Here is a 19,163-nt window from a genome sequence, read left to right as displayed (position 1 = left end):
TGAGGCGGCGTTCTACGATGCCCAACGGACCGCCCAACCCCTGGTCGGAATCCAATAGCCCGAGCCTCCGGCAGAACCAGGGCGGTTCAATGGCCCGCTCTGGTGGGGTTCGGCGTTGGGGCGCAAGATCGTGTTCGTGGTCGGGCCCGAATCGATCGCCGAGGTGCTGACCAACCGCGACAAAGTGTTCAGCAACAAGTTGGGGTGGGGCGCGTTCATCGAGCCGTTTTTCTCCAACGGCGTGATGCTCAAGGACTTCGACGAGCACCTGCACCATCGCCGGATGCTGCAACAGGCGTTCACGCGTAGCCGGTTGGAGAGCTACCTCGGACCGCTGAATAGGGTGATCGATCGAAACATGGCGGGGTGGCCATCCACGGGAAGGTCCCCATTTTTCTCCTTGGCCAAACAGGTCACCCTCGATGTTGCCAACGAGGTGTTCGCCGGAGTGACGTTGGGACCCGAGACTGAAGCCGTCGACCGGGCATTCGTTGCAGCAGTTACCGGGACGAAGGCCCTCGTCCGCGCCGACGTACCGGGCGGCGCATACGCCCGCGGACTGCGCGGCCGCGAGCTACTCGAAGAGTTCTTCCGCAGCCGGATTCCCCAGCGGCGCGACGCCGAAGGCGAAGACTTGCTCAGCGTGCTGTGTCGCGCGGTCGGTGATGAGGGCGAAATGATGACCGACGACGAGATCATCGACCACATGATCTTTGTCATGATGGCTGCGCATGAGACCAGCACGATCACGATGTCGATGATGGCCTACTTCCTGGGCAAGTATCCGCACTGGCAGGAGCGGGCCCGCGAGGAATCGTTGGAGCTGGACAAGCCATTCATTGACTTCGATGACCTGGAGCGGTTGCCGAGCCTGGATCTGGTCATGAAGGAGTCGCTTCGAATGTTCGCGCCGGTCGGGATGCAGGTGCGCGCCGCGCTTCGAGACACCGAAATCCATGGCCACTACATACCGGCGGGCACCATCGTCGGATTGTGCATTTTTGCATCGCATCGGATGGGTCCGTGGTGGTCGAACCCGGACACCTTCGACCCGGAGCGGTTCTCGGAACAACGGCACGAGCACAAGAACCACCGAAACAACTGGGCGCCGTTCGGCTCTGGTGTGCACAAATGCCTCGGTATGTCCTTCGGCGTCATGGAGATCAAGGCGCTGATGCACCAGATGTTGCTGAAATACACATGGACTGTGCCGCCGGGATACGAGGTTCCGATCGACTATGCGACCGGTCCGACACCCGCCGACGGTCTGCCGATCGAACTGCGCGCGCGAAAGGGCGCGCATGGGCATCATGGCTTGTCACCCCAGTCGCTCGAGCGGCTGCGCCAGCAAGTGCATCACAGCCCGGGGGGTGAGACTGTGGACGCAACTGCGCCGTTCGACCTGAAGACCTATGTGCAGCTGCCAGTTTCGACCCGCGATGATGTCGCTCATGCGGTGTTGCAATCGCGATCGAGTCAGTGTGAGTGGGCTGAGCGGCCGGTTGCCGACCGCTCAGCGGTGCTACTGCGATTCCACGACATGCTGCTCGGGCACCAGGACGAGATCATCGACATCCTGCAACTGGAAACCGGCAAGGCCAGGTTCACCGCGTTCGGCGAGATGCTCTCTGTCGTCAACGTGGTTCGGCACTATGGTGAGCGCGCTGCGCACTATTTGAAGGACACGCACCCGCGTGGCCTCCTGCCCGGACTTACGTCGGTGACGGAAGTTCGGGTTCCTCGGGGGGTGGTGGGGGTCGTAGGGCCGTGGAACTATCCGCTGTTCTTGTCGATCGGCGATGCGGTCCCAGCGTTGATCGCCGGCAACGGCGTGGTAATCAAGGCTGATTCGCAAACCGCGCTCACCGTGCTTTGGGCTGCCGAACTTCTCGAAAGATCCGGTCTCCCACGAGGGTTAGTGCAGGTAGTAGTCGGTCCGGGTAGCATCGTAGGCGCGGCACTGATCGACGCGGTCGACTATGTGTGCTTCACCGGGTCCACGCGTGCCGGGCGGATCGTCGGAGCCCAAGCTGGCGGGCGGCTGATTGGATGTTCGCTCGAACTCGGTGGAAAGAACCCGATGATCGTGTGCCACGACGCAGACGTGGATGCCGCTGTCGAAGGCGCGATCAAAGGTTGTTTCACCAATTCCGGCCAACTGTGTCTGTCCATTGAGCGGATCTATGTCGACCGGGGGATATTTGACCGATTCGCAGCCCAACTCGTCGAACACACTCGCCGGCTACGGCTCGGGCAAAGCTACGGCTATGACATCGACATGGGTCCGCTTACCTCGGCCGAGCAGCTCAAGACGGTGATCGCACAGGTGGAGGACGCGGTGACGAAGGGTGCGCAGGTGCGTTTTGGTGGCCGTACCCGGGGGGACCTCGGCCCGCTGTTCTACGAGCCGACCGTGCTGACCGATGTTCCGCGGGAGGCGGTCCTGTACGCCGAGGAAACATTCGGGCCGGTGGTATCGGTCTACCCGTTCGATACCGAGGATGACGCGATCGTCGCGGCGAACTCGGGGATCTACGGCTTGAGCGCATCTGTCTGGACACGTGACATCGAGCGCGGTCAGCGGCTCGCCCGGCGGATCATCGCTGGGGCGGTCAACGTCAACGACGGCTACGCCGCGGCGATCGGCAGCGTCGAGGCGCAAATGGGGGGCATGCGCGACTCTGGCCTCGGCCGACGGCAAGGCGCCGAGGGAATCCTGAAATACACCCAGGCGCAAACGATTGCGACTCAGCGGCTGATTCCGATGCCCCCAATCTCCGGCCTCTCGCTGCCCGCAAACGTCAACCTGCTGCACAGCGGCGTCCGCCTGATGCGCAGGCTCGGACTGCGGTAGGCATGACAAATGCAATCGTGGTCGGTTCGGGACCAAACGGGCTGGCTGCGGCAATCACTCTGGCCCAGAGGGGCATCGATGTAACTCTCATCGAGGCCGCCGACACGGTTGGCGGCGGCTTGGCCACCAGCGAGAACACCCTGCCAGGCCTGTTACACGATGACTGCGCCGCCGTCGTCCCCACCGCGGTGATGTCGCCATTCATCCGCACCCTCGATCTGGAGTCCTACGGCCTGCAATGGGCATGGCCGGAAGTAGACCTCGCCCATCCACTCGACGGCGGCCGAGCCGGCGTCATGGTCCGATCACTCTCCGAAACCGAAGCGCTGCTGGGCGTTGATGGCCATCGGTGGCGACGATTGTTCGAACCCCTCGCGCAAGGCTTCGACGAACTCGCAACTGACATCCTGCGTCCCTTGGTGCACCTACCACGTCATCCGATGCGGCTGGCGCGCTTCGGCCCGCTGGCGATGATCCCGGCGTCGGCTCTGGTACGTACGTTTCGAACTGAGGAAGCCCGGGCGTTGTTCGCGGGCAACGCGGCCCATGCATGGCAACCGCTTCATCTTCCACCGACATCCGGTGTCGCACTTATGTTTAGCGCAGCAGGGCACCGATACGGTTGGCCGGTCGTCAAGGGCGGCTCCGCGCGCCTCGCCGACGCACTTGTGCGGCTGCTGTCCGGTCTGGGCGCCAAGATCGAAACAGGTCATACGGTCCGTTCGCTCACTGAATTGCCAGCCGCCGATATCGTCATGTTCGATCTCGCGCCGAGTGCCATCGTTGATATCGTCGGCGACCGCCTGCCCATCAGGGTGCAACGCGCCTATCGCCGTTTTAGGTACGGATCGGCTGCTTTCAAGGCCGACTTCGCGGTCGAGGATGGTGTGCCTTGGACCAATGAGCACTGCCAGGCGGCCGGCACCGTGCATGTCTGCGGCTCGTTCCCCGAAATAGTAGAGGCCGAGCGGGCAACCCACTCTCGGCGTATGCCCGAACGCCCGTTCATCATCGTGGCTCAACAGTATCTGGCAGATCCGAGCAGGTCCGTCGGCAACATCCACCCCGTTTACGCCTATGCCCATGTGCCACAAGGTTTTAGCGGAGACGCAACTGAAGCGATCCTCGGTCAGATCGAACGATTCGCTCCTGGATTCCGTGAGCGGATCGTTGCGACTTACACCCGGAGCCCGACCGAAATCGGCGCGCACAATGCGAACAACGTTGGCGGCGACATCAACGGCGGTGCAATGGATTTCCGGCAATTCATTGCCCGGCCACGAATCGCGTTGAATCCCTACCGCACCGGTGTACCAGGCGTCTACATTTGCTCGTCATCCACACCGCCTGGTGGCGGTGTCCACGGAATGTGCGGACACAATGCCGCGCTCGCTGCGATCGGTGATATTGCATAGCCGGCGTTTGTGCCGTTGCCTTCGTTTGGTCGGTTGTGGCTATGCGTAGCGTGCGTCGTTCGCGGCCATTGGGAGAACAGTCTGTCGGCCGTCAGAGCGTGGGAGGAGTGGCTGCGTGTGCGGCTGTCAGCCCACCATCTACGGTAATGCGCTGGCCGGTCACGTATCCGGCCAGCCCGGACACCAGGAACAGCACGACGTCGGCAACTTCCTGGGGCCGACACACGTGGCCGTAGGGCGCCCTCGCGTCGAGCGTCTCAATGTCGACGCCTAGGGCGGCTGCCACTAGTTTCTTGCCCATCTCCGTCCCAACCAATCCGGGAGCAACGACATTCGAGTGGATTCCATATCCCACTTCTTCTTTCGCCAAGGCCATTGCCAATGCCTCCATTGCGGTCTTCGACATGCCGTAGGGTGCCCCGTTCGGGGCCAACATCTGGGTCTCGACGCTGGAGATGAACACAAAGTCGCCGCGCCCGGCCATGCGCATCTGCGGCACCACAAGTTGCGCGAGACGATGTGGTCCGAACGCGTTGACGGCCATCAGACGCTGCAATTCGGTTGGGTCGGTGTCCAGGATCGACTTTCCGCGGCTGGCGATTCCAGCATTGTTGACGACGATGTCGATGGCCCCGAACGCGGCGCTGGCCGCCTCGACCATCGCAGCCGTCGCCTCGGCGTCGCCGATCGTGGCGGCAAAAGCAGCGGCGGTTCCACCTGCTTCGCGAATGGTGTCGACTGTCTCCTGCGCCGCGCTGTCGTCGCGGCGGAAGTTGACCGCGACGGCGGCGCCGGCTTCGCCGAGCGCGATGCTGATAGCCCGGCCGACACCGCGGCCGCCGCCGGTGACCAGGGCCACCCGGCCCTTGAGGTCGATCTCTCTCATTCTGATTCCTCGCGGTGTACGTGGCCAATCCGGATGCAGATCAAGAGGCGGAGTCGTCGTAGATGCCATCGGCGACCATGGCGACTATGGCGCGGACGAGCGCGTGAGCTTCGTCGGCATCCGGCCGATACGACATGTCGTTCGCAAGCACTCCCATCGGTAGCGCGAGGATTGCCCTTGCAGTCCGGTGGGGATCAATCTGAGGCCTCAGAAATCCGGCTTCGGCTCCGGTAACGATGAAGCGTTCGATCATGCCTGTGGCGAGGTGGTGGAAGCCTGTCCAGCGCTCGCGCAGATCAGGGTCGTTCGACGTGGCGATCATGACCAGCATTCGACCGGTCCGGTGGTCCCGAGTGAGGATGTCGACGGCAGCGTTTCCGAGCTCGTTGGCCAAGCTTCGGAACTCCTCCGCCGACTTCGGCGGCTCGCCGGTCAGCTGAGCGACCGCGGTACCGGCGGCGATCAACGCGTCATTGACGGCGACATCCAGAATCTCGCGCTTGTTGGTGAAGTAGTTGTAGATCATCGACGGCGCCGACCCGAGTCGCTTACCAATATTCGCGATCGAAGTGTCGTGGTAACCGCGTTCGGAGAACTCAGTTAGCGCGGCGTCGACGATCTCTTCGCGAATGAGTTCAGCGCGCAGCGCACGGTGACGCTCGGTCAGCCGTCCCGCGACGGCGGCGCTTGGGGACTCCCTGGCCATTTCAGGTTCCTGTTCTGTGCGGTTCTACCGATGACCAACAGTACACTATGGTGAATTAAGATTCATGTACAAGATTGACATGTCACTTCTACGATGTCACGATCTCACTATGTCGATGACTTTGGCGCCGACCCTGGCCTGGGATGAGTCGCCGACCCTTGGCTCACGGCCGTGTATGCGCGACGAACGATCGGAATTGAGCTACGAACAGGTCCGTGCCCGCGTGGACGCGCTCGCCGAACAATTGGTCGACAAGGGCGTTGCGCACGGGGACATCGTTGCGATCATGCTGCCGAATTGCGTCGAACTACTGGTCGGCATCCTCGCGGCTTGGCGGCTCGGCGCTATCGCGACGCCGATCAACCCGGCCTTCACCGACAACGAAGCGCGATACCAGATCGAGGATTCGGACGCGGTGCTGCTGATCGCCGACCGGGAGCCGACTGGCTATGAGATCGACACACTCCCCGTCGAGGAAATGCGCTTGGAGCCGTCGGGGACGCAGTCGCCGAATGCGCCGGGGAGCGACGACATCGCTCTTCTCATCTACACGAGCGGTTCGACGGGCCGCCCCAAAGGCGTCATGCTCGACCACGGGAATCTCGCGGCGATGGCGACGATGCTCGCTGAGCATCTGCGACTGGATCCATCCGACCATTGCCTGCTTGTCTTGCCCCTCTTCCATGTCAATTCGCTGTGTGCCAGCTTTCTTGCGCCCATATCAGCAGGGGCCCAAATCACCATCCTGAGCAGGTTCGAGCCCAGCACCTTCCTTGCTGCCGTCGAATCTCACCGACCGACCTACTTTTCCGCTGTCCCAACCATCTACGCGCGGTTGGCCGAGCTACCCGACGGTATTCACCGGGACACGTCGTCGCTGCGCTTCGCGATATGCGGTGCGGCCCCCGTGTCACGCGAACTCCTCGAACGCTGCGAGCGCAGGTTCGGCTTCGTGATCCTCGAGGGCTATGGACTCACCGAGGGTACCTGTGCGTCAACCTGCAATCCGCTCGACGGGCCACGCAAGCTCGGCACAGTCGGTCCGCCCCTGTCGGGACAAGAGGTCGCTGTGGTCGACGCCAAGCGAAACCACCTGCCTGCCGGCGAGATCGGCGAAGTGGTAGTGCGCGGCCCCAACCTGATGCGCGGGTACCTCAATCGGTCCTTGGCAACGGCCGACGCCCTCGTAGAGGGGTGGCTGCACACCGGCGACATCGGCATTCTCGACGACGACGGCTACCTGACAATCGTCGACCGCATCAAGGACATGATCATTCGCGGCGGCGAGAACGTCTACCCGAAGGAGATCGAGGCAACGCTGTGCCGCCATTCCGCGGTACTCGAAGCCGCCGTCGTCGGCCAACAGCATGCCATCTACGGCGAGGTACCGGTTGCGTTCGTAGTTCCTTATCCGGACGCCGTTGTCACATCGGAAGCACTGCTGGAGCATTGTCGGAGCTATCTGACCAAAATCAAACTGCCGGTGCAGATTTCGATCGTCGGCGAGCTTCCGAAGAATCCGGTCGGAAAGATCGACAAACCCACTTTGCGCAGGTCGCTGTCTACCGCGGAGTAGCCAACAACAGTCGTGCGCTGCCGGAGCCAGAAGGGCCGACGGAATTCTTGCCACCAAGGAGAGAAGGTCATGGGATTCAAGGAACCGAACTTCCCACCAGTCGATCTACAGACGTTCCTCGACGAACCGTTGCGAGAACGGATGAGAGTCCTCGCACTGCACTGGGTCGAATATGGTCTCGGCTCACCCAAGTTGCTCCACGTGATCTACGCATTGAAGGTTGCCGTGCTCTACATCGTGCTCGGGGCGATCGCGACGACGTGGTCGTCCGGTGTCGGCCCGTTCTGGGACGTGGCGGGCTGGTGGAACGAGCCGATCGTCTACCAGAAGCTTGTTCTGTGGACCGTGTTGCTCGAGACGGTCGGAGTAGCGGGATCGTGGGGGCCGTTGGCGGGCAAGTTCAAACCCATGACAGGTGGCATTCTGTTTTGGATCCGCCCCGGAACATTGCGGATACGTCCCTGGCGGCGTGTCCCCTTCACGGCGGGCGACAGTCGCACCGTGTGGGACGTCATGCTGTACGTGGTCGTGCTCGGTGGGCTGGTAGTCGCCATCGCGCTGCCGGGCACACCGAGTGGGTCCCTGTCGAACGTTTGGCCCGGCACCGCCGCCGGGCTGGTCAACCCCGCGGCGGTCATCACGGTCATCGTGGCGTTGGTGCTACTCGGCCTGCGAGACAAAGTGATCTTCCTGGCGGCGCGAAGCGAGCAGTACCTGCCCGCAATGATCTTCTTCGCCGCACTTCCGTTCGTGGACATGATCGTTGCGCTTAAGTTGCTCATGGTGGTGATCTGGGTCGGAGCTGGCGCGTCGAAGCTGGGTTTGCATTTCTCCAACGTGGTGCCGCCGATGGTGAGCAACAGCCCAACCGTATTGTCCAAGGCGATCAAGCGTGCGCACTACCGTGACTTCCCGCGCGATCTTCGGCCGTCGAAGCTTGCGCATTTCATGGCCCACGTGTGCGGCAGTGTCGTCGAACTCCTCACGCCGACCGTTCTGTTGTTCTCGACGAATCGGACCCTCACGTTGGCGGCTGTGGTACTCATGGTGAGCTTCCACCTGTTCATCATCGCGATGTTTCCGCTCGCGGTGCCGCTCGAGTGGAACGTGCTGTTCGCCTATGCGACGGTGTTCCTGTTCTGGGGATTCCCGAACTGGCAGGGTTTCGGTATCGGCGACATGTCGTCGGGATGGCTGATCGCTGCCATCGCAGTGGCATTGCTGTTCTTTCCGATACTCGGCAATGTGCGTCCCGACCTGGTCTCGTTCCTGCCGTCGATGCGCCAGTACGCCGGGAACTGGGCATCGGCGCTGTGGGCGTTCGCTCCTGGAGCGGAGCAGAAGCTGAATGCGGTAAAGCGGCCGACAGGCAATCAGATCGACCAGCTGAAGTCACTGGGCTACGATGACGCGGTCGCCGAGATCACCATGCAGCAGACAATCGCGTGGCGCTCGATGCACAGTCAAGGCAGGGGCCTGTTCTCCTTGCTCTACAAGTATATTCCCGATATCGACCGGTGGACGATTCGCGAGGCGGAGTTCGCGTGCAATTCGCTGCTCGGCTTCAACTTCGGCGACGGTCACATGCACGACGAGGAGATGCTCACCGCGTTGCAGAAGCGGTGCGGCTTCGAGCCGGGCGAATTCCTCGTGGTGTGGGTCGAGTCCCAAGCGATTCAGAGCAAGATTCAGCGGTACAAGGTGATCGACGTTGCGTTGGGTGTGATTGAGCGAGGCACTTGGCGCGTCGCCGACGCCGTCGATGCGCAACCCTGGCTGCCGAACGGGCCGATACCCCATCAGGTCGAGTGGAGGATGGGTCGTCAGGAGAGCCAAGCGCAAACATGACGACCTCGTTGACGCTTCGGTTGACGTGCGCGACGCAAATCGGCTGTTCGATATGAAGGGGATGCCATGACGCGGCCTCACCGCGGTGATGTTGCTGAGCAGAACGTTCCGCTCGCAGGCACAGGCGCAGAGCACTCGCTCGTCGAACCTGGACCGGGGCGACGTGTGGCGGTATTCGGCGGCGGTCCAGCCGGTTTGACGGTGGCGCACGAGCTTGCCGAGCGTGGCTTTGATGTCGATGTGTATGAGCGACATTCGGTGCTGGGTGGCAAGGTCCGGAGTTTCGCGCATCCGAATACCGGTACCGGCGGACGCGCGGACATGCCTGGAAACATGGGTGGTCATTTCTTCACCGCGTCCTGCCCCAATATCGGCGAGACAATGGCGCGCATTCCGATCGGCGGTGGGCGCACGGTGCTCGATAATCTGACGACTGGACCTGACGGGCTGAAGCTCACGTTTGGCTGGAACGACGCCTTGGCGAGGTTGCCGATGCGATCAGCGGACCTTGGTCGCTCGTGGCAGGCACGTGCCGCGGCTGTTGCCGATTACGGCACGCTTGTTCGTCGCGTCACCCCTGCCGACGCCGTTCGGCTTGGCGTCAGGCTGTTGGCGCTGGTCACCAGCGGAGAGCAGCGCCAGTGGGCGGAGCTTGAACATGTTGCAGCCCATGACTATTTGGATTCCGCAGCCCTCTCCCCTTCGGCGAAACGTCTTGCCGACATTCTTTTCCCGAGCGGCTTCTGCAGTGCGGAGGGAGCGAGCACCCGCGCCTTGGCGCAGATGGTGAGTTATATTCTCGGCGGAGTAGGGCATCGCCGCAGCAGGGGATTCACAGCCGACGTGATGATTCTCAATGGTCCCGAGAACACGGCGTGGATTGACCCTTGGGCAGAACACTTGTCGCGTCTGGGAACTCGATTCCACCTCGGACACACATTGAGTGATATCACCTGTGCCGATGGCAGAATCACTGGAGCGACAGTGCGTGACGACACTGGTCTGGAGAGCCGCATCGAGGCCGACTGGTACGTGCTCGCGGTCCCGGCCGACAAAGCCGCTCAACTCATTGATGAAGATCTCGCCCAGGCCGATCCTGGGCTGCAAAGAATAGGACTACTGGAACCGCTGCAGATGTTCAGCGTGCAGATCCTGCTGACCGAAAAGGCAAGCGAACTGCGGACAGCATTCACAAGCCTCACCGCGCCCTGGTCCATGGGCAATGAGGTCCTCACCTCCGTTTGGGACATCGACCTCACCGAGTATGGTGACGGCAAAGCTGTGGAATTCGTTTCCGTTCAAATCGACGATCCATCGTGGCGGTTTCTTCCTGGGATGCTTTACAACAAGCCGGCCAAGGACTGCACGCCGGCAGAGATCGTCGACGAGGTTCTCGCCCAGCTGCGCCACCACCTGCCCAACGGGGCGAAGCTATTCGCTGACGACCGCATTCACTCGGTCTACTTCTCGCCAGGAGTCAAGAACAACGGTGACGACAGACCGATGACGATCGATGAGCCGTTGCTGTCGGTCTCGCCTTCGTGCTGGGAAAACCAACCCGAGTCGATCACAATGGTTCCCAACCTATTTCTGGCGGGTTCCTACACCCGGAACAGTCATCCTGGGGACACGATGGATGGTGCGAACGAGTCCGGTAAACGAGTCGCCAATGCGATTCTCGACGCGGCCCGATTGCCCGGTGCGCGAGCGAAGGTCGCGAGCTGTACAGCGCCTCGCCTAGTGCGCTTGTTTCAGACGTGCGACGACTACCGCTATAGCCGTGGCCGGCGAAATGTGTTTGACACCACGACATCAGTCCCGCGTGTACGGTTGTCGGCGAAGCGGTCGGCCGATGACGCGCCTTCACCTGTCTCGACGGTTGTCGACGCCCACGCACCTATATATCCGAATGAGCGGGGTACGGCATGAGTTGCGTGCCATATTGCTTAGCCTGCGGAGTGTTCGCGTTCGGCGGCCTTCACGAGCAGGCCCGACAGAAGGTGGATGGTGCTTCGCAGGACAGCGAGCATCACCGGCCCCGTTCCGGGTAGCGCCTCGGTGAACTCGCCACGCCAGACCAAGTCAGTGCCACCCGACTTGTTCGGCGTGAAGATCACTTCGGCACGGTACCCTCTGGCGGGGCTGGACGGTCCGATCAGCTCGTAGACGTGCCGACGATCCTGGTCGTATTCGATGGTCTTCTCCCGCACAAGCAAGGGCCACAGTCCCACCTTGCGGACGGCGCCGACACCGCTGGGTGAAGGATCGCCTTGTCGGTCCCAGCTCGATTCGAACACAAGTGGTTTCGCCCAGTCGGACATGGTGGCGCCGTCGGTCTCGAGCCGAAACAGTGTGGCGGGTGGCGCGCTGCTCGTCCGGCGAATCTCGAACGCAAATCTTCTGCCAGGCATGCTGTCCTCCCGTCATCCGGTGATCTCGCGCCCGATCAGATGGCGGGCGATGACCCAGAGCAGAACTTCGTTGGCGCCTTCGAAGATCTCCAGGATCTTGGCGTCACGATAAATTTCCTCGAGGCGGAACTCTTCGCCGGTCGCCGCGACCTTCCGCGCGAAGCCGTAGCCGCCGTAGATCTGGAGCGCGTCGCGCGCGATATCGTTGGCGAGCCGTGTCGCGAAGGTCTTGGCCATCGACGCCTCGGGCTCACCGGAGGGGTCGCCGCGGTCGAGGCGGACCGCAGCCTTCTGATACATGGCACGCGCGGCCTCCAAATGGGTCGCATGCTCGGCGAGGCGGTACTGCCAGTGCTGCATCTCGCCGAGTTTCTTCCCGAAGAGTTCGCGGGTGCGGACCCGATGCACCGCCAGATCCAACGCGGCCTGCCCGACACCGACTCCTGCCGCCGCGATACCGACGCGTCCGGCCGCCAGCGACGCGAGCGCCGTCCGAAGGCCGCGCCCGGGCTCGCCGAGGCAATGGTCTGCCGGTACGACAACGTCGTCGAAGGTGATGTCGGCGGTGATCTGGCCACGGTGACCCATCTTGAGATCGGGCGCGCCGACAGCGACACCGTCGCTATGCATGTCCACTAACAGCATCGTCGCTTGGTCGCTGTCCCCGTCCCGACAGAGTAGGCACACCCAGTCGGCGACGATGGAATTGGTGATCCACCGTTTGCGTCCGCTCACCCGGAACCCATGGCTGGTTCGGGTTGCGATGGTCTTCAGCACCGACGGCGTCAAGTCCGACGACGCGCCCGGTTCGGTTGTCGCGAAAGCGAATACCAGGTCGCCTGAGATCAGTCCGGGGAGAACGCGGTCCTGTACCTGGGGTTGCGCAAACGACAGCGCGCGGGCGCTGAGAATGCACTGGCCGTCGTAAACGCCTGCCAGACTTGATGACTCGTAAGCAATTTCCTCGGCCACGATGCAGGTGGCAAGTATTCGATGTTCCAGTCCCGCGCCGTGGGGCGAGTCGAACGGCACGGCGAAACATCCCTCGGACGCGAGGCCCTTAAAGGCCGACCAAGGAAACGCGTCAACCGACTCTTCCTGACTGCCGATCGCCCGCGCCACCGGCGCAATGTGTTTCAACACGGCGGCGCGCGCCATGCCGCGCACGTGTGCGACGTCGTCAGGGAGGTGCACGTCGTGCCATGTCAGATCCTGCGTGCGGGTGATGGCCATGACAACCTCTCGAATTGGCAGCTGCTCAGAACGCCGCTTCGTCGAGCTCCATGATGTCGGTGTTGACGGTCTCGACGACCGCGCGGTCGGAGGAAAGGCGGGGCAGGACCGTGCTGGCGAAGAATGACGCCGCGGCGATCTTGCCCTGGTAGAAGGAGGCATCGCGCTCGTCGGCGCCGCGGTCGAGCGCCATCGCCGCGATCTCCGCTCCCGCAAGTAGCCGCCATCCGATGACCAGGTCACCGAACGCGTGCAGGAATCGAACCGATACGAGCCCGATCTTGTACACCTCGTCCGGATTCTGTTGCGACGCGGTGAGATAACGAAGAAGCGCAGCCGACATGGCTGTCACCTCGCCGAGCGCGGTGCCGAGTGCTTCACGCTCGGCACCTAATGCGCCATCGGCGTCGGCGAACGTCTTGATCTGATCGGTGAGGTAGCCGAACGCACGTGCCTGGTCGCGCACGATCTTGCGGAAGATGAAGTCGAGCGCCTGGATCGCGGTGGTTCCCTCGTACACCGAATCGATCTTGGAATCACGGATGTATTGCTCGATAGGGTAGTCCTGCAGATAGCCGGATCCGCCGAGCGTTTGCAGACTCTCCGTCATCATCTCGTAGGCGCGGTCTGCGCTTACCGCTTTGACGACCGGCAGCAACAGGTCGTTGATGCGGTCCGCGAAGTCGGTGTCGACGCCCGCCAGCAATTCCGCGGTGCCGTCGCATTTGTACATCGCTGTGTAAAGGTAAAGCGAGCGTAGCCCCTCCGCGTATGCCTTCTGCAGCATCAGGCTACGACGTACGTCGGGGTGGTGAGTGATGGTCACCCGTGGTGCAGTCTTGTCCATCATCCGCGCCAGGTCGGGGCCCTGCTCCCGTGTCTTCGCGTAGGCGAGTGCATTCAGGTAGGCGGTCGAGAGTGTGCCGGCGCCCTTGACCCCGACCGACATCCGCGCGTGCTCGATGAGGTTGAACATCTGCGCAATCCCGTCATGGCGATCGCCGACCAAATACCCGACGGCGGGCACATCGGAACCCCCGAGGGTGAGTTCGCATGTAGGCGAACCCTTCAACCCCATCTTGTGTTCGAGGTTCGTGACGAACGCACCGTTTCGGGGGCCCAACTCGCCGGTTTCCGGATCAAACAGGAACTTCGGCACGAAAAACAAGCTGAGCCCCTTGGTACCTGGGTCGGCGCCCACCGGCCGGGCGAGCACCATGTGGAAGACGTTCTCGACGATATCTCCGGTGTCGGCGCCGGAGATGAACCGCTTTACGCCCTCCAGATGCCAACTTCCGTCGGGCTGGCGGATCGCGCGGGTTCGACCGGCGCCCACGTCCGAACCTGCGTCCGCCTCTGTCAGTGCCATTGTCGCTGACCACCCGCGATCCAATGCGACTTGCGCCCAATGCTTCTGCTGCTCGTTGCCGAGTTTGTAGAGGACGTCGGAAACAAGGGGACCATGGCAAAAGAAGACGACGGCGGGGTTGGCGCAATTGATCATCTCGGCGATCGCCCACGTTAACGGTGATGGCGACCGCACACCGCCGAGTTCAGGGGCGAGCCCCAACCGCCACCACTGCGCCTCGTGGATGGCTTTGACCGAGGTCGCGAGTCCCTCGGGCACCGTGATCGCATGTTCGCTGGACAGGAACTCCGGCGGGTTGCGGTCGGTGCTGGCGAACGAATCGGCGATCGGACCTTCGGCCAACCGCGCGGCCTCGGCGAGCATGTGCTTGGCGGTGTCGGCGTCAAGGTCGCCGTAATCACCACGTTCTAGGATCGACTGGAGTCCGAGTACTTCGAATAGGTTGAACTCGATGTCACGGACGTTGGTGATGTAGTGGCCCATTTTGAATCTCCTTGGTTGCTTGCTAGCCGTCGGCGTCTTGAGTGGCGAGCGCCCGGCGCAGCACCTTGCCGGTGGCGTTGCGGGGAAGCTCGTCGACAAACACGAGGTCACGCGGAATCTTGTGCCGGGCAAGTCGTTTGCGCACGTACTCCTTGATGGCATCGGCATCGCGGGCCGAGTCGGGGGTTGGCACCACGAATGCGCGCAGCCGCTGACCGAAGTCGGGATCGGGCACGCCGATCACGCAGGCCTCGATCACATCGGGACGGTCGGCGAGCAGGTTCTCGATCTCGATCGGGTACACGTTCTCGCCGCCGGAAATGATCATGTCGTCGTCGCGGCCCTCGACCCAAAGCAACCCGTGCTCGTCGATGTGACCCATGTCGCCGGTCGAGATCATGCCGTCGATGCGCTGCTTGTCGCGGCCATCGGTGTAGCCGTCGAAGCCAGCTCCGTTGGCGGCGAAGATTCGGCCGATCACGCCCGGTTCGGTGATGCGCCGGCCTTCGTTGTCGAAGAGGGCGATTCGGCAGGTTGCGGGTGGACGGCCCGCTGTGCCCGGGACGAGTCGAAGCTCGGCGGGTGTGGCCACTGTGGCGATCGCAACCTCGGTTGAGCCGTAGCCGTTGTAGAGGACGTCACCGAAAGCGTCGGCGGTGCTACGGCACAAATCGGGCGCCAGCGCCGCGCCGGCCGAGAGAACGATCTTGAGGTTCGATGTGTCGTAGCGGCGAAGAACCTCGGGACCAAGGTTCACCATGCGCTGCAGGACTGTGGGCACAACGACTGCGGCGTCGCACTGGTGCTCTGCGAGCAGGCGAAGCGCGTCGGCTGGTTCGAATCTGCATTGCAACACCATCGTCATCCGCAACGCCAGCGAACCGATGAGAAGAGCGAATCCGGTGGCATGGAACAGCGGGATCGGAATGAGGATTGTCTGCTCAGCGCGCAGTGGGATTCGGTCAAGCAGTTGTGCGGCTGCCAAGGGCGAAAGCTTCTCCCGGGGCGCGCCTTTCGGTATCCCAGTGGTCCCGCTCGTCAGCAGCGTGGCGCCGCCGAATCTCGATGGGAGGGGAACCACGTCGCCCTTGTTCGTGGCGATCAGCTCGTCAAGGCTTCGATCCGGCCCGCAACCCCACGAAACATACCTGCGCACATCGGCCGCAACGTCAGCGGCGTTTGCCGCGAGGTCGGCATCGTAGACGAGGCCGTGGACATGTTCCCGGGCTGCGATACCCGCGACTTCGGGCGCGGCCGAGCCAGTATTCATCAGGACAACTCGCGCCCCGATCTTGCCGGCGGCGACGACGGCGATGACTAAGCCCCGGTGGTTGCGGCAAATGACGCCAATTGAATCGCCGAGACCGAGCCCATCGAGGCGCCATGCACGAGCAAGGGCATTGGTTTGCCGGTCGAGTTCGGCGTACGTGACGGTCCCGTAGTGGTCGATGATCGCTGGCCGGTCGAGGCCATTGTTCGCGTGGGCACGAACGAGCCCGGCGAACGGCCCTGCTTGCCGAACCAGCCTGGCCATCCGCACGGATCGATCGACCCGCGGGAATTCGAAAGTCCCGGCTCGGAGTATGGCCTGTATCGCCCGCACGGTATGGGCTGTGCCTTCGATCGTTGCCCTGATGCTCACGGTCAGTCGCCGATCGTGCGGACGTAGTAGGTGCTGCGGGTGACCGCGACGATAGTGCCGTCCTCGGTGGTCACTTCGGCGTCGAGGACGACCTCGGCGTTGCCGGTGGCATCTAGCGTCGCGAACGCGCTATCGACGTCGGCCTGAGATAGCGAGGTGGTCGCACGCAGCTTCGTTCCGGCCGGCTTGAGATAATCGATCTGTGCGCTCTTGACCGTGCCGACGTATTTCGTGGGATCGAATGTTGCTAACCCTATTGCACCGCCGAGGATTTCGGCGACCGTGAACTGTATGCCCGCGTAAACGGTGCCGAAATGGTTGTTGTTGCCTTCAAGGGGGACTTCCGCCGCCGCGTACCCCGGTCGAAGGTCGGCGATCTGCACGCCCATCCGGTGGACGGGCGGCAGATTCGACTCGATGAAGACATTCACCCAATCGGCGGTGACGGTCATCGCGCGGCGAGGATTTCGTGGATTCGCGACTCGATATCGGCGATCTCCCAGGGGCCGTCAGTTTCGATGGTTTCGCCGACGTGCCAGTTGATCAGCTCGCTGATCGATCCGCCCTGGACCATGAACACGCGGCCGGTGATGTCGGTCTTCTCGGCGGCCAGGAAGGCCACCAGCGGTGCGATCTGATCGGGATGGAAGGCGTCGAAGCCGCCGGTCTCGGCGGCCGTTTCAGCCTCGGCGGCAAGCATTGCGCTCATGCCGGGGGTGGCGAGGGTGAGCCGGGTGCGGGCTGACGGTGCGATCGCGTTGACGCGCACGCCATACCGGTCGAGCTCATCGGCGGCCACCAAGGTCATGGCGGCGATTCCGGCCTTTGCTGCGCCGTAGTTCGCTTGCCCAGGATTTGGCGCAATCGTGCCCGACACCGATGCCGTGTTGATCACCGACGCGGCCGGCTGACGGCCCGCCTTCGATTCGGTCTTCCAATATTCGGCGGCGTGACCAAGCACCGCGAAATGACCCTTGAGGTGCACGGCGATGACAGCGTCCCACTGACTCTCGTCGAGCCCGGCGACGAACCCGTCACGTAAAATGCCGGCGTTGTTCACGACGACGTCAAGCCTGCCATACACCGAGATAGCCTGATCTACAAGCTCTTTCGCACCTGCCCAGTCGGCAACATTCGACGTGTTAGCCACCGCCGTGCCGCCCGCGGTCACAATCTCGTCGACGACTTGCTGTGCAGGGCCAGCGTCTGACCCAGTTCCGTCGTTCGCCCCGCCGAGGTCGTTGACCACGACGCTGGCACCTTCCCTTGCGAAGAGCAACGCGTGACTGCGGCCGATACCGCGTCCGGCACCCGTGATCAGTGCGACGCGACCGTCGAGAATTCCCATGATCGTGTAACTCCTTGTCTTGCTTGGTCAGTTAGTGATTTCGGCGATGCCGTCGGTGAGCACGACGATGCCGCCCTGGGTGGTTTCGAAGGCATAAGTGGTCACATCGTTGGCGGTGTCGACATTCCACACCGTTGTCTCGATCTCGCGGCCAGGCAGCACAGGCTTGGCGAACCGCACGGCGAGCCGCCGCAGCCGTGCGGTGTCGGATCCGCCGACCTCGGTGAGCACGGCCCACGACGCGAACGCCAGCGTGCACATACCGTGCGCGATAATGCCGGGCAATCCGGTGGCCTTGGCGAATTCCTCGTCGAGGTGGATCGGCATCGGATCGCCGGCGGCCTCCGAGTAGCGGAAGGTCTGGTCGTCGTCGATGTGCTGGACAACCTTGGCGACCGGCGCCTGGTCCCGCAGCCGTTCGTCCAGCGGATTGGCCGGTGCGACGTCACCGACGGCTTCGCCGGCGTCGAAGCCACGCACGAACAAGGTGGCGACCTGGGTGTTGACCAATTCGCCGTCGTTGCCCAGGGTTTCGATGATTCCCGATCCGACGGTGCCCTTGGCGCCGCCCCGGTAACCATCCATCTTCGTGCGTGCGACCAGCCTGTCGCCAGCACGGATCGGCCGGTGAAAACGGAAGTCATGGCCGGCGTGGACTACCTTGCCGAGCAGTTCGAGCGGCACGACACCGAGCGCCGGCTCCATGAGTGACTCGAAGACCGGCACGATGGCGAACACCGGCGATGCGGTCTCTCCCGTTCGGTGTTCTGCGATCGGGTCGTTCGTCGCGGCGGCGTACGCTGCAATCTTGTCCGCGGTGACGTCGAATTCGGTGGGATCGGTCCACTTGCCGAGTCCGTCCGGGTTGAATCGCAGGTCATCGTCGGGCATCAGTCGGACTCCTCGAATCGGTTGACGGGTGGCCAAGATTCACACGAGGGCCTTGAACTTCTCCAGCGAGGCCTCGAGCTGGCGGGTTCCCTCGTTCTCCATGGCCTTGCCAAGCGCGCCGACGATCATCTGCCCGGCGTACTCCATGCCGAGAGTGAGTTTCGACCCGCTACCCGTGGGCTCGATCGCCCCGTCAAGCGCGAGTTTGACTCCTGCCATACCGGACCCGCTGAGGCGAAGCTTGGCGGGTGCGGTGGCCTTATCGACGTTCCAGGTGATTGTGTTCGACATGCCCATGAGAGTGGTGACCTCGGTGACTTGCTGGCCGGTGGCCAGCTCTGCGGGCAGGTCGCTCTTCCACTTGGTGTGGATGGTCAGCCAGTTCTCGAACTGGGCGGGTGAAGACAATATCGCCCAGACCTTCTCGGGCGCGGCTGGCAGTTCGACGGAAACGGTGATGGTACCCATGATTTGGTGTGTCCCTTTCGGTGGAGATATGTG

At 62.8% G+C, this 19,163-nt stretch carries 15 protein-coding genes and 1 pseudogene; 6 read left to right on the top strand and 10 right to left on the bottom strand.

From position 1 onward, the window contains the following. Positions 1-103: 103 nt before the first annotated feature. The 3 genes and pseudogenes from MSZK_RS33415 to MSZK_RS12940 all read left to right on the top strand — a co-directional run. Positions 104-1,219, top strand: a pseudogene (locus MSZK_RS33415) (cytochrome P450); the annotation flags it as partial. After that, positions 1,208-2,854: a succinic semialdehyde dehydrogenase gene (locus tag MSZK_RS33410; protein WP_255414210.1), complete on the top strand. Its 1,647-nt coding sequence runs from the start codon at positions 1,208-1,210 to the stop codon at positions 2,852-2,854. The pseudogene MSZK_RS33415 and the gene MSZK_RS33410, both read left to right, overlap by 12 nt. Before the next feature lie 2 nt (positions 2,855-2,856). Further along, entirely contained in the window at positions 2,857-4,269 is a 1,413-nt protein-coding gene (locus tag MSZK_RS12940) for an NAD(P)/FAD-dependent oxidoreductase (protein WP_099248379.1), read from the top strand. Positions 4,270-4,360: 91 nt separating this feature from the next. Here MSZK_RS12940 and MSZK_RS12935 read toward each other — a convergent pair whose 3' ends face one another. Together MSZK_RS12935 and MSZK_RS12930 are read right to left on the bottom strand one after the other, a co-directional pair. Further along, positions 4,361-5,128, bottom strand: a complete 768-nt coding sequence (locus MSZK_RS12935; RefSeq protein WP_233211270.1) for an SDR family NAD(P)-dependent oxidoreductase — start codon at positions 5,126-5,128, stop codon at positions 4,361-4,363. Between the two features lie 67 nt (positions 5,129-5,195). Continuing rightward, on the bottom strand, positions 5,196-5,861 hold the full coding sequence (locus tag MSZK_RS12930; protein ID WP_099248375.1) for a TetR/AcrR family transcriptional regulator: 666 nt from the start codon (positions 5,859-5,861) through the stop codon (positions 5,196-5,198). Between the two features lie 115 nt (positions 5,862-5,976). On the opposite strand from MSZK_RS12930, the gene MSZK_RS12925 reads away from it, so the two are divergent. From MSZK_RS12925 to MSZK_RS12915, 3 genes are all read left to right on the top strand, one after another. Then, positions 5,977-7,437 carry a class I adenylate-forming enzyme family protein gene (locus tag MSZK_RS12925; protein ID WP_099248394.1) on the top strand — a complete coding sequence of 487 codons (1,461 nt, stop codon included), beginning with the start codon at positions 5,977-5,979 and terminating at the stop codon, positions 7,435-7,437. Positions 7,438-7,506: 69 nt separating this feature from the next. After that, positions 7,507-9,285 (top strand): DUF3556 domain-containing protein, encoded by a 1,779-nt coding sequence (locus MSZK_RS12920; RefSeq protein ID WP_099248373.1) that lies wholly within the window; start codon positions 7,507-7,509, stop codon positions 9,283-9,285. 66 nt (positions 9,286-9,351) lie between these two features. Next, positions 9,352-11,214: an FAD-dependent oxidoreductase gene (locus tag MSZK_RS12915; protein ID WP_099248371.1), complete on the top strand. Its 1,863-nt coding sequence runs from the start codon at positions 9,352-9,354 to the stop codon at positions 11,212-11,214. 17 nt (positions 11,215-11,231) lie between these two features. Here MSZK_RS12915 and MSZK_RS12910 read toward each other — a convergent pair whose 3' ends face one another. From MSZK_RS12910 to MSZK_RS12875, 8 genes are read right to left on the bottom strand one after another with little or no spacing between them, the layout of a single operon-like run. Next, entirely contained in the window at positions 11,232-11,696 is a 465-nt protein-coding gene (locus MSZK_RS12910) for an SRPBCC family protein (RefSeq protein WP_099248369.1), read from the bottom strand. Between the two features lie 12 nt (positions 11,697-11,708). Next, the gene (locus tag MSZK_RS12905; protein ID WP_099248367.1) at positions 11,709-12,929 is read right to left on the bottom strand and encodes an acyl-CoA dehydrogenase family protein; all 1,221 of its coding nucleotides are present in this window, start codon (positions 12,927-12,929) and stop codon (positions 11,709-11,711) included. Between the two features lie 25 nt (positions 12,930-12,954). Next, positions 12,955-14,781 (bottom strand): acyl-CoA dehydrogenase, encoded by a 1,827-nt coding sequence (locus MSZK_RS12900; RefSeq protein ID WP_099248365.1) that lies wholly within the window; start codon positions 14,779-14,781, stop codon positions 12,955-12,957. 22 nt (positions 14,782-14,803) lie between these two features. Continuing rightward, positions 14,804-16,417: an AMP-binding protein gene (locus MSZK_RS12895; protein ID WP_371411333.1), complete on the bottom strand. Its 1,614-nt coding sequence runs from the start codon at positions 16,415-16,417 to the stop codon at positions 14,804-14,806. A gap of 8 nt (positions 16,418-16,425) precedes the next feature. Continuing rightward, entirely contained in the window at positions 16,426-16,875 is a 450-nt protein-coding gene (locus tag MSZK_RS12890) for a YiiD C-terminal domain-containing protein (RefSeq protein ID WP_099248361.1), read from the bottom strand. After that, a complete protein-coding gene (locus MSZK_RS12885; RefSeq protein ID WP_099248359.1) occupies positions 16,872-17,771 on the bottom strand; it encodes an SDR family oxidoreductase in 900 nt (299 codons plus the stop codon). The genes MSZK_RS12890 and MSZK_RS12885 overlap by 4 nt, the downstream gene beginning before the upstream one ends. Positions 17,772-17,798: 27 nt before the next feature. After that, positions 17,799-18,662, bottom strand: coding sequence for a MaoC/PaaZ C-terminal domain-containing protein (locus MSZK_RS12880; RefSeq protein WP_099248357.1), 864 nt, complete (start codon positions 18,660-18,662; stop codon positions 17,799-17,801). A gap of 39 nt (positions 18,663-18,701) precedes the next feature. Then, positions 18,702-19,130, bottom strand: coding sequence for an SRPBCC family protein (locus tag MSZK_RS12875; protein ID WP_099248355.1), 429 nt, complete (start codon positions 19,128-19,130; stop codon positions 18,702-18,704). Positions 19,131-19,163: the final 33 nt, after the last annotated feature.

The sequence above is a fragment of the Mycobacterium sp. shizuoka-1 genome (assembly GCF_002723835.1).
Classification (GTDB): Bacteria; Actinomycetota; Actinomycetes; order Mycobacteriales; family Mycobacteriaceae; genus Mycobacterium.
This window is presented reverse-complemented; position numbering and strand designations above follow the sequence as displayed.

Excerpts from the sequence above, each read along its gene's own strand:
- MSZK_RS12925 (WP_099248394.1), top strand. The coding sequence starts at position 5,977 with ATGACTTTGGCGCCGACCCTGGCCTGGGATGAGTCGCCGACCCTTGGC.
- MSZK_RS12885 (WP_099248359.1), bottom strand. The coding sequence starts at position 17,771 with ATGGGAATTCTCGACGGTCGCGTCGCACTGATCACGGGTGCCGGACGC.
- MSZK_RS12890 (WP_099248361.1), bottom strand. The coding sequence starts at position 16,875 with ATGACCGTCACCGCCGATTGGGTGAATGTCTTCATCGAGTCGAATCTG.
- MSZK_RS12940 (WP_099248379.1), top strand. The coding sequence starts at position 2,857 with ATGACAAATGCAATCGTGGTCGGTTCGGGACCAAACGGGCTGGCTGCG.
- MSZK_RS12910 (WP_099248369.1), bottom strand. The coding sequence starts at position 11,696 with ATGCCTGGCAGAAGATTTGCGTTCGAGATTCGCCGGACGAGCAGCGCG.
- MSZK_RS12930 (WP_099248375.1), bottom strand. The coding sequence starts at position 5,861 with ATGGCCAGGGAGTCCCCAAGCGCCGCCGTCGCGGGACGGCTGACCGAG.
- MSZK_RS12900 (WP_099248365.1), bottom strand. The coding sequence starts at position 14,781 with ATGGGCCACTACATCACCAACGTCCGTGACATCGAGTTCAACCTATTC.
- MSZK_RS12905 (WP_099248367.1), bottom strand. The coding sequence starts at position 12,929 with ATGGCCATCACCCGCACGCAGGATCTGACATGGCACGACGTGCACCTC.
- MSZK_RS12915 (WP_099248371.1), top strand. The coding sequence starts at position 9,352 with ATGACGCGGCCTCACCGCGGTGATGTTGCTGAGCAGAACGTTCCGCTC.
- MSZK_RS12875 (WP_099248355.1), bottom strand. The coding sequence starts at position 19,130 with ATGGGTACCATCACCGTTTCCGTCGAACTGCCAGCCGCGCCCGAGAAG.
- MSZK_RS12880 (WP_099248357.1), bottom strand. The coding sequence starts at position 18,662 with ATGCCCGACGATGACCTGCGATTCAACCCGGACGGACTCGGCAAGTGG.
- MSZK_RS12920 (WP_099248373.1), top strand. The coding sequence starts at position 7,507 with ATGGGATTCAAGGAACCGAACTTCCCACCAGTCGATCTACAGACGTTC.